Source organism: Streptomyces sp. KLMMK (assembly GCF_036961605.1).
In the GTDB taxonomy this organism is placed as follows: domain Bacteria; phylum Actinomycetota; class Actinomycetes; order Streptomycetales; family Streptomycetaceae; genus Streptomyces; species Streptomyces telluris.
Window position 1 is genome coordinate 16089 of the sequence record NZ_JBAMDC010000015.1, and the last position, 14177, is coordinate 30265.

Genomic DNA, 14177 nt, shown 5'->3' on the forward strand with positions numbered 1-14177 from the left:
ATAAAAAAAAAGACCCACCGAAAGGCAGGCCCCTGCGAGTTGGACTTGTTTAGAGGTCGCGCCTCAGCGCGAGTAGCTTCTCGGGATCAATGATCGAGAGGATTTCCAGGAGACGATTGTTCTCCTTCTCGATCCGCCTCAACCGCTCCTTGATTTCCGTAAGGTCATCCTGGAGTCGGTCACCGCGAGCCTTCTGCGCTTCGGCCTCGGCCTTCCACACTTCCGCGGTCTTGGCTTCCTTCGCCGCCCGGACAACAACAAAGCCACCGATCACGGTGGCCAGGATTCCGACGATTCCGAAGATGTCCAATATGAGAGATGTAGTGCTCATTGCGGCCTCACAAACTGGTCGCGTCAGGGGCTATCAGGACTGCGGAGAAAACGGCAAGGGACTCATCCGGGTTGCTGGACTTCGGCTTCGTCCACGTACCGCCATAGCCCTGGATCGAGGCCCAAAGGGTCTGGCTGCCGTTCAGGTACATCAGGCCGGACGTGCGCGCGGCCTGGTAGCTGCCCTTCACCTTGGTCGAGGTGTAGCCCTTCAAGACGGTCGGGCTCGAAGAGCCCTGCGTGGTGCCGACCTGGAGCAGCAGCGTGCCCGTGTTCGTGGTGCCGTCCCAGTTCGCCGGAGTCGTCATCGACGCCATGCAGTTCACCCAGTAGATGCCGGGCACCGGAGGCTTGAAGTCGATCCGGTCCTTCGAGGTGAACCCGCCCCTGGTGTCGTACGACTTCCAGGTGATCGGTACCTGGCCCGTCACATTGTCGTTGGTGAGGCCGACCGCCCGGAAGGACGGGGGGTTGGCCAGCACTTGAATGGGTGCGTGGGACGCCCGGTTCAGGGTGGCCGCGTCGATCTTCTGCCGACTGCTCCACCTCTCATCCACCGCTGCCATAGGTCCCCCTTCCGAGGTAGGTGATCGCAAAGTTCCACCAGCGAGTTCCGTTCACCGTCCCACTGCCGTCACGGCCCGAGTCCCAGTTCGTTGCCGTGTTGACGCCCCAGAACCGGATGTTGAGCTTGGTGCCGGCCTGGAGGAACACCACGTCACTGATGACCTGACCGGACTCATGGTTCGTTCGCGCGTTACCGCCCTGCGTGAGCAGCATCGGCTTCGCGGTCGCGCCACCACTGCCGTAAAGGCCCAACTGGTAGATGTACTGGACGTTCGCGATGGGCTGCGCACTGTGCCGTGCGTTGCCGAAGGCGGACACCAGGTAGAGGCCGTCCCAGGGGATGTTCACGGCGGTCTTGGCGCCCCAGCCGGGCGCGGCCTCCGCCTCCTGGAACCAGCCGGACACCACACTGTTGCGGTACATGCCCGCCCAGGTGACGGCGTTCTTGTCCTCGCGCTGGCCCTTCCAGTTGAAGGTGACTCCGCGGCCGGTAACCCGAGCCCGGTTCTCCAGCGCGTTGAACTGGTCGGTGGTCTGCTCGTTCATGCGCTTCTCGTCGATGAACTCGTTGTCCGTCCACCGCTTCATGGCGGGTGCCGGCCCAGGGGTGGCGTAGTGCCAGCCCTCCGAACTCGGGGAGACCATGAACGCGTAGAAGGCCGTGTCCACCGCGCCGTCAGCGATGACCCAGTTACCTTCCGCGCCGCCGTCGAGGTACACCTTGGCCTTCAGCTTGGTGCCCTTGGTGAAGAACTCGGTCACCGCTACCGGGGTCGTGTGGTAGAAGTTCGTCGTCAGGTGCTGGTTGATGACGACACCGAGTTCCCCGACTGCACCGTTTCCGGGAGCGTTGTTCTCCGCCTCGATGTAGACGTTGATGTTGTTTCCCGTGATGCGGTTCTTGTTCCCGTAGGTCGAAGCCTGAAAGTGGACGTGATACACGCCGTCCTCGGGGATGATGAAGTATTTGCCGTCGCTGGAAGTCGTGAATCCGAACTTCTTCACCTTCGCTGCCGGCCACAGCACTTCCACGTGCTTCCCCTTGTAGAGGGCCATTCCGGTTCGAGGAGTGCTCGTGTTGCTGGCGCAGCCCTGCGCAGCGAAGTACGGCATCTTGCCGTAATACTTCTGCGGGGCGGTTATGCGATCTGTCATCGCCTTCGGGGTAACCACCTCCCGCTTACCCCACGTGGTCAGTGCGGGCTTGGGCATGTTTCACCTCACAGGAGATAGGTCGTATTGCCGAGAATGGATGCGGCCGGGTCACCGAGGACCCAGACGCCCTGGCCGTTCGGATCGCCGGGGATCTTGATGGTGATGACGGCCGCGGCCGGCACCGTGGTGTCGAAGAGGACGTTGCCGAACGCTTCGCTGCCCGTGCCAGGCATGTCGCCGGAGTGGAGAAGGAGCTGGAACTCCCCGAACTGGCCCTTCACGTCCTTGCGGGCGGTGACGCCCTCGGGGAAGCGGACGTTCGTGAGGTTCTTCGCCTCGGTCAGCGCCAGGTACAACGTGGTGTTCCCGGCAGGGGAGTTGAGGGGGACCTCGCTGACGTTCGCGTACTCCTTCACCTCGTAGAACGGGGTGATCGGGATGTTGCGGGTCTCGGCTCCCCGGTACACGTAGTTCGCGACCGTGGCACCGCCACCGCCCGGAACCTTCCAGCGCACCGAGTCACCGTTGCGGAGGTTCCATTCGCCGTCGTACCGGAACATCACGCAGGACACCCACGTGCCGGAGGCGAGCTGCTTGGTGCCGGTCAGATTCCCGGACGGGTTGAGGAGCTGCGGCATCGAGTTGCGGGACACGCAGACCGTGACCACGAAATCGCCCAGGCGCATCCCCTGGGGGAGCTTGAACGTGCGGTACTCGCCATCCTTGATGGCGCCGTTGGAGTCCACCCAGGCCGGGTAGTACACGGGGTCGGGCCACTTGGTCAGCCACTCCTGACCGTCCCAAATCTGGCCGCGAGGTACAGGCGCCCACTGTTTTCCATCCCAGACACCGCCTGGAAGGCCGTCCACCCACTTGGCCCCATCCCAGCACTGCCAGAGATTAGGCATTGAACTTCACCCACACATCCCCGACCTTGGGCGTGATCCCCATCTGCGTCGGATCGGTCGGGCCGGAGAAGACGCGGGCCGTGCCGATGTTGTCTGCGCGGACCGCTCCGTGTGCGGTGATGTTCCCCCAGGCGATCATGTTTCCGGCGTTGATGTCGCCGCCCGTGGTGACGTTGCCTTCCCAGTCGATCTTGTACGAGCCCTTGCCGTTGGCGAACTCGTTGCCGTTGATGACGAACGCGTTCGCGTTCACCTGGGCACCAGCTGACTTGGAGCCGGCCCGGATCTCCAGCGGGATGTGCTGGTTGGTGTGCTGGTAGAAGGTGGCGGACCCGTTCTGCCGCAGTGCGAAGTTGTACGTCGATCCGCCGTTGCTCTGGTAGATCGTGTCGCCGCCAGGCGTGCTGGTGGAGTTCATCAGCCCGAGCCACCGCTTGTTCGAGGGCAGGCTGACTTCAGCACCTTCCTTCGAGATGAAGTTGTCCAGGCGGCCGTCCGTGTACTGCTTCGAGCCGTGAGGGTCGTACGCATCGGCATGGGACTTCAGCCGGTTACCGACATCGTTCGGGATGAGCATGACGCGGCCGGCATTGAAGTCCACCCACAACTGCTCGACCCCATCCGGACCCTGGAACATCGGGATCATGCCTCGCTCGTCGGTGAGGAGACCGTCCTTCATTTCGTTGCCCGCCATGTCGAGGAGATCCTTCACCTCGTCCGGGGACTCCTCCGAGAGGTAGACGCGCCCCTTCAGGTTGGGGAGGCGGCCACCTGATTCGTTCTCGGCCGCGTCAGCAGCCGTACCACCAAATACGTTGCGTGCCATGAGCCCTCCAGCTACTTGAGGCCCTGCGTCTCGTAGACGCCGGAGAAGAGGATGTAAGACTTGCGGGGGAACACGCGGAGGTAATCAAGGCCCTCGTGCAGGTACTTCGCGTTCTGGTAGAGCATCCGGACGTAATCGCCCTTATGGCCACCCCACGTGTATCCGCGGAGGTCAACAAAGTTCGGCATTCCGGCGTCGTATCCGCCGTTCACCATGACCCCCGAAAACACCTGCCCGTTCGTGCCGTTGAGCTGAGCATCCTTCGGCAGCGTGAACGAGATGCAGTTGTCCTTCGCGTCATTCCAGTAGTCGGTGTTCGTCGGGTTGTTGATGTCGATGGAGTACCAGACGAGGTTCGGAGCGATACGGCGGTAACGGCCCCGAGCCACCAGGCCCTTCGGGGTGACGCGCGTGTACCGGATCTCCGGTGTGTACGTCCTCGTGGCGCCCAGGTCCCGAGTGATCGTGAAGCCGTCCGCGCCCGCGAACGCCTCGTACTGGCCGCCGCCCGCTGACGGGGCGAGGTTGCGGAGGAACGAGCCCTCCGCCTGGTGGGCGGCTACCGACTGTGCCGGGGCCACCGTGGAGATGTCCTCCGGGGCCTTGTACGGGTGCACGGGAGAGATGACCGGCTGGCCCTGCTTCTTCGGCACACGGATCACGTACAGCGGCAGCTCCCAGCGGCCACCGCGCTCCTTGAGAACCTTCGGCACCTGCGGGTTGGCAGTCGCCGCACCCTGGGAGACCTCCAGCTTGGCGTAGCCCTTCGAGAGGTCAGCCCGGATCACCAAGAGGTCCTGGCGGTCGTACTTCTGGTCGAGGTTGTGTTCCACGCGGACGGTCGTCGCCGCGTCGAGCTTGTAGTAGAAGCCGCCGACCATCGCTTCGCCGCGCTGCACCTTGATGGTGTTCACGTCGTACACCTCGGCGTAGAACGGCATCGACTCAGCGACCATGTTTCCGCTGTTCAAGATGTGGTCGATCCGGTCATCAGCGAACTGCGTGGCCATGTTTTGCCAGTCGTTCTGCGTGACGGCCTGCCGGCCTCCGCCCTCTTCGGGCTTGCCGATGTTGGTGTCCTTGTCGAACGGGTAACTGATCTCAGCCATTTACATCCTCGCTTCCAACTTGCGCAGCTTCTCTCGCATTTCAAAGACCTGCTTGTAGAGGTTCAAAGGCTGACCAGTTCCCTGATCGCCAATCTTCGGAGAAACCGTTTCGACTTGGCCTCCGTCATCCACGGTGATGGTTACTTCATTCACCTTGTCCGTGATCATCTGGCCGTCGGCTTCCACGGTCACGATGTCGCCCACGACGTAATCCCGGCCGTACATGCACTGCGGAGTGTCGATGGGATAGACCTGGAAGTGGCCGGACTTTTCGCCCTCTTTGAGGGCGTTCTTCGCGGCCTCTTGGACAGCTTCCGTGTAGTGCTTGAGGGCCGCGGCCTTCTGCTCGGCCGGCGTCTTGCCGGGCCACGGTTTTCCGTCCGGGCCGGTGCCGATGTCCTCGGACCCGTCGTCGTTCTTCCGTACGACCAGTTCGGCCTTGCCGTCCTTGCTGGTCTTCAGCGGGATGTCGCGGCGGTCGATGAACTGCTCGACCACCGAGCCCCATACCTTCTCGGCGTCGGCGTCGGTGGCCTGGTAGATGTACCGGTCCTTGCCTTCGCCCTGGCAGGCGACGATGGCGCGGGTGACCGTGGGGGCCTTCAGCTGCCAGGTGTACTGCTTGATGTTCCCCAGCTCGGGGGAGAAGCGGATGGTCTTGCCCAGGTCCCGGCAGTTGGCGATCTTCAGCTCGATCTTCTGCGAGGTCGGGTTGTAGAGGAAGCGGTAGCCCGTCTTCTTGTCCTTGAGCCAGTCACCGAACTTGGTCCCAAGGTTGTCGTAGCGGAGCGTGTCCTTGATCGCGTCGCCCACGTTCGGGTTGGCGCCGACGACCACACCGGGCAGTGCACGGTCCGGCAGAGCGCGAGCACCGAAGGCGAGGTCGCACTCCACCCACATCGCCTGGCCCACCGAGCCTCCGGCCGGCCTGCGGTCGATGCCCTCCCACTGGTTCGTGATGGGGCGGAGCTTCATCGCGTCCGTGCCCTCACCGACCACCGAGGGAAAGGCCAGGTAGTTGAACGGAATCTGGTTGTCGCACTTCCCGCCCACGAACACCGAGCCCTGGCCCGTGTGCTGCTCGACCGTCCAATACTTCTCGAACGCCTCGATGCCGCCGCTGAAGATGGGGTCCGGTACACCGTCCTGGTAGATGACGATTCCGCGGCCCTGCTTCAGCAGCCGCTCGTGGGGAGTGCCGACCCGGACGAGCATCTGCCAGGCTCCGGGCTGGTTGAACCGGACTGTGAAGTCCAGCTTGATCCAGGTGTCTATCTCGCCCAGGAGCGGCATCCTGCCGTCCGAGCCAGGAGAGTCACGGACGAAAATCCTGTAACCCATGTCCCCTCCTAGTAGCTCTCGTAGCGAGGGGAGATCTTCAAGCGGAGAGCCGCATCTGAAGCACCCGGATTCATCTGGACGTTGACCTTCGACTCACCGGCCGGCAGCTCGAACATCGCGGGGTTCGGGTCGAGCTTCGGCCAGAAGTTCTCGCCGTTGCTGCGGGTGATCGTCTTGCGCCCAGGGCGGGTGTCGATCGTCAGCGTCTCGCCGGAGCCGATCAGATCGACCTGCGTGTTCGACGGGTTGATGCCGAAGGAGCGTCCGTCCGGGCTGGAGATCGTGAATGAACGAACCGGCCCCTGGATCTCCCACACCGGCCACGCTTCTACGTCGCCAGGGTTGAAGATCGTGACCCCGCGCGAGGAGATAGTTCCTTCACTGATGTCGAGAGGGAGGAACGGCTTTCCCGGCCCCTTCAGGAAGACCTTGCCGACGCCGGTCTTCCACTCCGCGATCACGTCGCGGTCCCCGTAGAACCAGGGGTCGAAGGCGGTGAGTTGGATGCCGTACCGGCACCAGGTGAACCCGGCGTTGTCCGAGCCCTCGTTGCCCTCCATGCCGCCCTTGTAGTAGGCGGTGATGTACCTCGATGTGCTGTCGCCTTCGGTGAACCGCAGCACGCAGGAGCCGTTCCGCGGATTCAGGGTGCGAGCGAGCTTCCGCTTCAGGTCCCGGATCGTCCTGCGGTCGATGCCGTACAGGTAGAGGGGGAGCAGGATCTCGCGCTCGGCTGCCCTCGTGGAGCGGAACCAGCCCCCGTCGAGGTTCGGGGACGTGTCGGAGTGGACCTCCATCGGAGGCATGTCCAGACCGGTCGCACCGTCCTGGAGGAAGATGGCGGGCCAGGCCCGGCCGGAAAAGTCGGTGAGGGGTATCTCCTCGCCGGCCCCACCACTTCCAGTGATCGTGACCTTGGTGTGTCCCCAGCGATCCGGCTGCGGCGGGACGCCGATGATCGGTGCGTTGTCCTCCCAACTGGGGAGCCGGTAACCCGGAATTGGCATTGAACACCTCGCTATCCGGGCAACACAAAGGGCCCCGACCGAAGCCGGGGCCCTTCATGCCACCTGTTACATGCCGTACATGGTCTCCACGTACTTGAGGCCGCGAATCACGGCCTGAGTCGTGTCTTCGCTCTTCGCCTCATGGATGTGGATCTCGTAGCGGTTACCGAGAAGGTCACGGGTTTCCCCGTTGTTGAAGACCCGCTCACCACCACGGAAATTGACCAGCTCGGGGCCACGCTCACCCACCAGAGCCAGGCCAGGACTCGCAGAACGAGTCCCTGTCCAGTAGCCCTTCGGGGGCTTGCTGGGGTCGGCCTGCTGGACATTCGAGATGTCCTTGTACCGGGCCTTGATGTAGTTGATCGCAGCCGCGATATTCGCCACCGGATCGAAGATGTCCCACGAGGTACCGGCCTGGTGATAGGCACGGAACGTCGGCGGAATCACCTGCATCAGACCGCGAGAAGCGTTGCCTGCCGCAGCGTTCGAGTCCCAGTTGTTGATGGCCCGAGGATTGCCTCCGGACTCGCGGCGGATGATCGTCGCAATGCCGTCTGCCCACTTCGAACCGGAGACTCCGGTCAGGGACATGGCCTTGGCGATGGCCTTGGCGATCTCCCCGTCCACACCTCCACCGAGCGTTCCCGAGAACTTCGGGATGCTGCCCGGCCACGGGTTCAGGACCGGACCGTCCGACGAGGACGCGCCGCCCGAGGGGCGGAGAGCGGCCGTGGCCGAACGCCAGTAACCGCGGCTTCGCTTCAGCGAGTTGGACTCGTTGCCGCCAACCGTCTCGTCTGGACCGGTCTTGATGTTGATGTGGCCGTTGCCCCGGTAGGTCAGAAGGTCACCGGGCTGTGACTGCGAGACCGGAACATGGCGCATGGCCGCGTTCCAGGTCGCCACTGCCGGCCAGCGGTTCTGCGGAGCACCCTTCGGGGAGTTGCCGTACGCCTGATTCGCTCCGGCCTTGTCCACCACGTAGGAGACAAAGTCGGCACACCAGGCTTCGCCGTTCCCGAGGTTGTACTTCGAGCCGCCCACCATCGGGGCTTCCTTCTGGAACTCCTCGATGGCCTTCCGGACCACGGCATTGCTGCCGCCCGAGGTGTGCTTGTCCACCCACGATGTCCACTTCTCGGCCCAGGGCTGAGCCTTCGCGAACATGGCCTGGTTGACGTTGCCGGCCTCGCCGTAGGCCCGCTTGATGGTGCCCAGCATCGGAGCGATGACCGACTTCCAGCCCGCCTTGAAGGCGGACGTGTAGCCGTCGTAGTCGTCGTCCTTGTGCTTGTTCACCCAGTCCGAGCCGGACTTGCCCGACCAGGACTGCTGACCGACGACTCCACCGTTGGCGAAGACGTTGCCGGTCTTGCGGGCCTGGTCGTTCCAGGCGTGGATGGTCTCGGCACCGAGCGCACGGACAACCTCCGGACGGAGGATGCCTTCGCCCTTCGAGAGCATCGCGGGAACCGTGTCCACCCCCGGCTGGTAGCCGGGCACGATGCCGCCCGTGGAGAAGCGCAGAGTCGAAAGCGGAGCCTTCGTCCCGGCGAGCTTCGCCATCGAGGACATCATCGAGACGGCGCCCCGGTTGTACGGGCCGCTGATCGTGCTCCTGGTCGAGGAGTCCACGTAGGACATGGCGGAGCGCCAGACTTCCTTGATGCGGGTCGAGCTGGACTCGAAGAACCGCTTCAGGCCGTCCAGGTTCGAGCGCAGGCGCGTGAACGAGCTGGACACGTTCGACACCGACGAGGAGACCTGCGAAGCCACGTTGGTCCAGGTGGACCGGTTGGCGTTCTGGAAGTTCCTCTCGGCCTGCGTGAGCGGGCCCTGAAGGTGCTGAATCCAGCGCTGTTGCGCGGGCTTGATGCCGCTGTCCACCGCCGTGCGGACGGCGTTGCTGACGTTGGTCCAGTCAGCCCGAGACGACGTGCTGTGAGCCCGTACCGCCTTGGTCAGGGAGTCCAGGGACGCCTTGATCTTGGCTACGGCCTCCTCGTACGCCTTCGCATCCGGGAGAGCTGTCACATCCCCACTTGAAGAGCCGGAAGAAGAACCCGGGAGGGTGCCGGCCTTCGCCTGGGCGTTGAGCTTCTGCACCATCGCGTAACCGAGATGGCGAGCAGCCTCCGGACGGAGAACCGCTTCGCCCGGCGACAGCATCGCCGGAACGGTATCGTTGCCGGGGGAGTATCCGGGAACGACTCCACCGTCCGCGAACTTGAACAAGCCCTTGGTATTGGGCATGAGTTCACGGACTCGATCAATGAAGTTGTCGAAAACTTCCTTCGCGTACTCGGACGGATTCGACCAGATCTCCTGGAGCAGGGCGACCATTTCGCGGACCTGATCGACCATGCCTTGGAACATTTCCTTCACTGACGAAATCGCGTCGTTGAAGAAGCCCTTCGGGTCGGTGATCGCGTCCTTGATCGCGCCGAGGATTTCCTTTCCGGAGTCCCAGATATTGGTGACCAGGTCCTTCATGATCGACGGGATGGACTTGACCATGTCCGTCATGAAGCGACCGCCACGCTGGACGATATTGCCGTCGCCCTTCCAGACGTCATCCCAGAAGAGCTGTCCGGCAGTTGGCGCTAGAGCGCCCGCCGCGATGCCGATCAGGTTGCCGATTCCGGTAGGGGCCTTGGTCAGGAATGAAGGCACCCGGTTGAGGATGAAGTCCTTCATGTTTCCGAACCGGTTGTTCACCAGCCGGCCTGCCGAGTCACCACCGGCCTGGGCACCCCAACTGCGGACGTTGGAACCCGTCGAGCCACCGATGCCGCGTCCTGCCGCAGCCATGTCGATGCCACCCGTGAACGCCCCGATACCGGGGCGGATGTTCACGATGTCGTACAGCTCCTCAAGGATCGACATGGGCCAGCGGCCCTTCCCCGATCCCTTGCCGGCCTTGCCCTTGGCGTGCTTGGCGATGTGACCCCGAGCAGCCTGAGCGTTCCAGTGGTTGATCAGCGGAGCGCCGAGAGCGTTCGCCACCTCGGGCCGCAGGACCGCTTCACCGGGAGACAACAGCGCCGGGTAGTTGTCCACGCCCGGCGCATAGCCGGGGATGACACCACCGAGAGCGTGCTTGTTGGGCTTGCGGTGCTTGCCCGATCCGCCGCCCCCGAGACCGGTGAGGGTGTTGACCTCGCCAATCTTGGTGCCCAGTCGTCCGGCCTTGTCTCCGGCCTTGTCGAGCGCATCCTTGAGGGTGCGGACCTTGCCCGTGATCGAGCCCAGGCCCCGGCCGTTGACATCCTTGATCTTGCTGTTGAGGTCCTTGGCCTGCGAGTACGAGCCCTTGATCGCCGGAGTCAGCGTCGAGGAGAACTTCCCTCGGATCGAGGACAGGGAACGGCCGTTGAGTTCCTTCACCTCTCGGGACACGGAGGCGACGTGCCGCTTCGCGGTGTCGGCCTTGTCCTTCAGGTACTCGAACTGCTGCCGGACCATCCCCAGCTTGCCGTCGTTCAGACCGTTTACGGCCTGGCGGACCTGCTTGATGTGCCGCTCCGCGGACTCCGCCTTCTCCTTGAGCTGCACGAGACGCTGCCCCAGCTCGTTGACCTTGCCCTGGTTCAGCTCCCGCACCGAAAGGCGGGCCTGGTCGATCTCACGGTCCGCGCTGTTCGCGCGGCCACGCACCGACGTGCCGCCCTCGCCACCCAGCTCGGAGGCGATCTGGTTCAGCCGCTCCCGGTTGAGGTTGTGGATGCGGTTCTGAATGTCCTGGATCTTGCGATCCACTTCCTTCAGCGCACGCTCGGCTTCCTCGGTCTGCACGGTGAGGCGAGTCGAGCGGGAGTCCCGGCCCGTCACACGGTCCCGGCCCCGCTGGAAGAGGTTGCGGTCGTCACCGTCGTGGTAGTCGGCCCGTCGCTGCCGGTACGTCTCACGGAAGTTGCCCCGGCCGGCACGGACACCGGAGAGGAACTGGTTCGCCGTACGGAAGCCTCCGCGCAGGCCCTTCAGCAGTCCGCCTCCCAGCTTGACCAGCGGGGAGAACGACTTGGCGAGCTTGCCGAAGACCTTGGTGGCCAGACCGATCGCGATGGACAGCGGTCCGAGGACGGCCGCCACCTTGATGATCTTGCCGACGACTTCCTTCAGCGCGGGGTGCTCGTTGAGGAACGTCGAGACCTTCTGAATACCGGTGATGATCAGCTCGACAGCGCGGGCGAAGTTGCCCATCAGACCGCCTGCAAGCTCCTGAAGTCCCTTGTCCTCCAAGAGCTTTCCGAGCTTGTCTGCCAGACCCTTGACCCTCTTGCCAAGAGCCGTCCACTCGAACTTGCCGGTGTCCTCGTTGAACGTGCCGAACATCTTGCCCAAGTTCAACTGGGCCTGTTCCTTCACGGCGCTGAACGCACCGCCGATGGAACCGGTACCGAGGACTTCAGCCGACCCCTTGACGCCGCTTTGGGTCTCGTAGGACTTGATGAACTTGTCGAAGAACTCCTTTGAGCTGACACCGCCCTTGGGGTCCTGGACATCCTTCAGGAAGTCGGCACTGCCCTTGTATCCGGCGATCTTGCCGAGTTCATTCATCGGGATACCGGTACCGCGAACGAACTGACGGAGATAACGAGTGGACAGCTTGCCCTGGTCCATCATCATGTCCGCGGCCATCATGCCGCCCTTGACCTTGTTCGGGTCGAGGACACCGAACGAGGCGGCGTAGTCCGCGATACCGCGAATCAGGGACTCGGACTTCTTCAGAGAGTCCGAAGTCGAGTTGCCGTAAGACTCGAAGTTGCGGGCAACCTGCGAGAACTTGTCGGTCATGTCCTCCAGCGAGAACGGCGTCTTCACCGCGAAGTCCTGGATGGACTGAATGCCCTTGGCGACTTCCTTCGGGTTGAAGCCGGCCCGGTCCAGACCCTCAGACGCATAGAACTGCATGTCCGCGCTCTGGGAGCCGATCTTGGTCATGAGACCAGCGGCCACCGCGAGCGGCGTCACGAGGTTCTGCGTGATGCTCCGGCCGACCTGCTCAAGGTTCGTGCCGAACGTCTCCGTGGCCTGCCCCAGCGTCGCCCACCGCTGCGAGGCGGTCTTCATCACCGAGCCGTGCTCACGGTCGAAGGCGCTGATCTGCCGACGGTTCTGGCGGATCGTTTCTGCGAACTCCGAGCGCGTCTGCTGAAGGCCCCGAAGCTCGTCCCGCAGGTACCCGAGACGGGTCATGTGCGCGGCACGCTCCTCGGCCGCACGCTGACGTACGGCCTGGGCCATGAGCCTCTGGGCCTGGCGCTCCTCGGCAGCAGCCTGACGGGCCTCCTGCGCCATCTGGCGCTTGATCTGCCGCACCTCTGCGGCCAGGGCCCGCTCCTCAAACTTCTCGGCCTGGATGCGACGGCGCGTCTCCGCCATCGCCTCACGCTGGAGACGGGCCTTCTCCTGGGCCTTCTGCCGCTCCTCGCGGATCGACTCCTGGACGGCCTGACGGTTCGCTCGAACCGTGTCCTGGATCGCCCGGCGTGTCGCCTTGGACGTGCCCTCCTCAAGCTGCTCGCGCTGCTTGGCCAGGTTCCGGTAGGTGCGGAACTGCTTGCCGGCCTCCTCGCCGTGGAAGCGAGTCAGCGACCGCTCGACCTGACGGAGCTTGTTGGAGGTGTCTACGGCCTCCTTCTCCGTCGCCTTACCGGCCTGCTTGGCCGCCTTCGAGGCGGAGGTGGCTATGCCCTTGAAGCCCTGGCCCATAGCCGTCGAGAACGAACGGGCGGCCTGTGCGCCCATCCGTTCCATCTGTCGCGTCAGCTCTGTGCGCATCTTGCCCAGAGCTGTCTTGTTCAACTGGGGGAAGATGTCGAGATAGCCGGAGCCGACCTTTACAGGCGCCCTTCCTCGTGTGGCCATACAACCTCCTAGACCTGACCGAATGTGTTGAAGAAGGAAGCCACCTCATCGCCAGAGGCGAACTCCGTTTCAACGCGTTTCGGCTCCTCGGCTTGCTGCCCAGGTCGGGGAAGTGGCTTCGGAGGCTCAAGGTCATCGCCGTCTTCACCGGCATTGGCCTTGATGAACAGATAGTTGGACAGCTCAAGGCCGTCCGAGATTCGAGCCAGAATGTGATTCGTCTCCGACCAGGAAGCGCCCTCGTCCATGGAGGCCAGAAGCGAGGACTGGCCCAACTTCCGGTAGAGCGACTGGAGAAGAACGTTCACACGACGGAGCGATAGCCGCCCGCGCCAGAGGTCCAGGAGATCTACACCGAAGTGCTCAAGCAGATCGGCTTCAAGCTCATCGCTGTACTCCTCGATGACGCGGACGGTTCGGATTAGTTTCCCGGCTCACCGAACCCCGCGGCCTCGGTCACGAGGTCGAGGAACGCGTTGAAGTCGCGGATGGTGCACTTCAGGCCCTTGTACGCGGCCCACTGCTCCTGGCCGACGATGGCCCGGACGATCGCGCGCTCGCCGGCCCCCTCCTCGATCGCGTCAAGAACCTCGTCGGAGAGGTCGAGCGGAGCCGGAATCGTGAACTCGACGCCCTTGAACTCGAACGTGGTCGGGGCGTCCTCGGCCTCCGCCTTCTTGGCGGTAGCGGTCTTCTTCGCAGCGGTAGCAGCCATGTCGAACTCCAAAGGGGAAAAGGGGGAAGAGAGATGAGAGGGCGGGGATTTCTCCCTCCCCGCCACGGGGATAGATTCAGTTAGGCGTCGTGCGTTTCGGGCTCGGGAGCGAGAGTCCGCGTAGCCACCTCAGCCGCAGGGGAGTCCTCGTAACCATCGGCCTTCGCCACGACCTTGAAGGTGTAGTCGGTGTCCGCGGTGAGGGCCTGGATGACGGCGGAAGCCTGCTTCCTGGTCGTCTTCTCCTGGCCGTACGAGATCTCGTACTCGGTAGCCCCGGTCACGGCAGACCACTCCAGCGAAACCGAAGTCTCAGCCGGGGTGGCCTTCAGGCCGGCCGGGGCT

General features: G+C 63.7%; 12 protein-coding genes. All 12 read right to left on the minus strand.

The features are described from left to right. Positions 1-49: 49 nt before the first annotated feature. Positions 50-310 (minus strand): hypothetical protein, encoded by a 261-nt coding sequence (locus V7793_RS04890; RefSeq protein WP_335581652.1) that lies wholly within the window; start codon positions 308-310, stop codon positions 50-52. A gap of 28 nt (positions 311-338) precedes the next feature. Then, on the minus strand, positions 339-896 hold the full coding sequence (locus V7793_RS04895) for a hypothetical protein (protein WP_335581653.1): 558 nt from the start codon (positions 894-896) through the stop codon (positions 339-341). After that, complete coding sequence (locus V7793_RS04900; RefSeq protein ID WP_335581654.1) at positions 880-2109, minus strand: hypothetical protein; 1230 nt, start codon at positions 2107-2109, stop codon at positions 880-882. Before V7793_RS04900 ends, V7793_RS04895 begins: the two co-directional genes overlap by 17 nt. Before the next feature lie 8 nt (positions 2110-2117). Further along, complete coding sequence (locus V7793_RS04905) at positions 2118-2798, minus strand: hypothetical protein (RefSeq protein ID WP_335581655.1); 681 nt, start codon at positions 2796-2798, stop codon at positions 2118-2120. Positions 2799-2952: 154 nt separating this feature from the next. After that, positions 2953-3786 (minus strand): hypothetical protein, encoded by an 834-nt coding sequence (locus V7793_RS04910; protein WP_335581656.1) that lies wholly within the window; start codon positions 3784-3786, stop codon positions 2953-2955. 11 nt (positions 3787-3797) lie between these two features. Then, complete coding sequence (locus tag V7793_RS04915) at positions 3798-4895, minus strand: hypothetical protein (RefSeq protein WP_335581657.1); 1098 nt, start codon at positions 4893-4895, stop codon at positions 3798-3800. Then, positions 4896-6236 (minus strand): siphovirus ReqiPepy6 Gp37-like family protein, encoded by a 1341-nt coding sequence (locus V7793_RS04920; protein ID WP_335581658.1) that lies wholly within the window; start codon positions 6234-6236, stop codon positions 4896-4898. An 8-nt stretch (positions 6237-6244) separates the two neighbouring features. After that, positions 6245-7243 (minus strand): phage tail domain-containing protein, encoded by a 999-nt coding sequence (locus V7793_RS04925; RefSeq protein ID WP_335581659.1) that lies wholly within the window; start codon positions 7241-7243, stop codon positions 6245-6247. A 66-nt stretch (positions 7244-7309) separates the two neighbouring features. After that, positions 7310-13117 (minus strand): transglycosylase SLT domain-containing protein, encoded by a 5808-nt coding sequence (locus V7793_RS04930; protein ID WP_335581660.1) that lies wholly within the window; start codon positions 13115-13117, stop codon positions 7310-7312. Positions 13118-13125: 8 nt separating this feature from the next. Then, positions 13126-13425, minus strand: a complete 300-nt coding sequence (locus tag V7793_RS04935; protein ID WP_335581661.1) for a hypothetical protein — start codon at positions 13423-13425, stop codon at positions 13126-13128. 113 nt (positions 13426-13538) lie between these two features. Then, a complete protein-coding gene (locus V7793_RS04940) occupies positions 13539-13832 on the minus strand; it encodes a hypothetical protein (RefSeq protein ID WP_335581662.1) in 294 nt (97 codons plus the stop codon). Between the two features lie 80 nt (positions 13833-13912). Beyond that, complete coding sequence (locus tag V7793_RS04945; protein WP_443057842.1) at positions 13913-14164, minus strand: fibronectin type III domain-containing protein; 252 nt, start codon at positions 14162-14164, stop codon at positions 13913-13915. Between the last annotated feature and the right edge of the window lie 13 nt (positions 14165-14177).

Bases quoted from the DNA above. Each gene is read 5' to 3' on its own strand.
- V7793_RS04900 (WP_335581654.1), bottom strand. From the start codon at position 2,109: ATGCCCAAGCCCGCACTGACCACGTGGGGTAAGCGGGAGGTGGTTACC.
- V7793_RS04930 (WP_335581660.1), bottom strand. From the start codon at position 13,117: ATGGCCACACGAGGAAGGGCGCCTGTAAAGGTCGGCTCCGGCTATCTC.
- V7793_RS04920 (WP_335581658.1), bottom strand. From the start codon at position 6,236: ATGGGTTACAGGATTTTCGTCCGTGACTCTCCTGGCTCGGACGGCAGG.
- V7793_RS04940 (WP_335581662.1), bottom strand. From the start codon at position 13,832: ATGGCTGCTACCGCTGCGAAGAAGACCGCTACCGCCAAGAAGGCGGAG.
- V7793_RS04915 (WP_335581657.1), bottom strand. From the start codon at position 4,895: ATGGCTGAGATCAGTTACCCGTTCGACAAGGACACCAACATCGGCAAG.
- V7793_RS04895 (WP_335581653.1), bottom strand. From the start codon at position 896: ATGGCAGCGGTGGATGAGAGGTGGAGCAGTCGGCAGAAGATCGACGCG.
- V7793_RS04910 (WP_335581656.1), bottom strand. From the start codon at position 3,786: ATGGCACGCAACGTATTTGGTGGTACGGCTGCTGACGCGGCCGAGAAC.
- V7793_RS04925 (WP_335581659.1), bottom strand. From the start codon at position 7,243: ATGCCAATTCCGGGTTACCGGCTCCCCAGTTGGGAGGACAACGCACCG.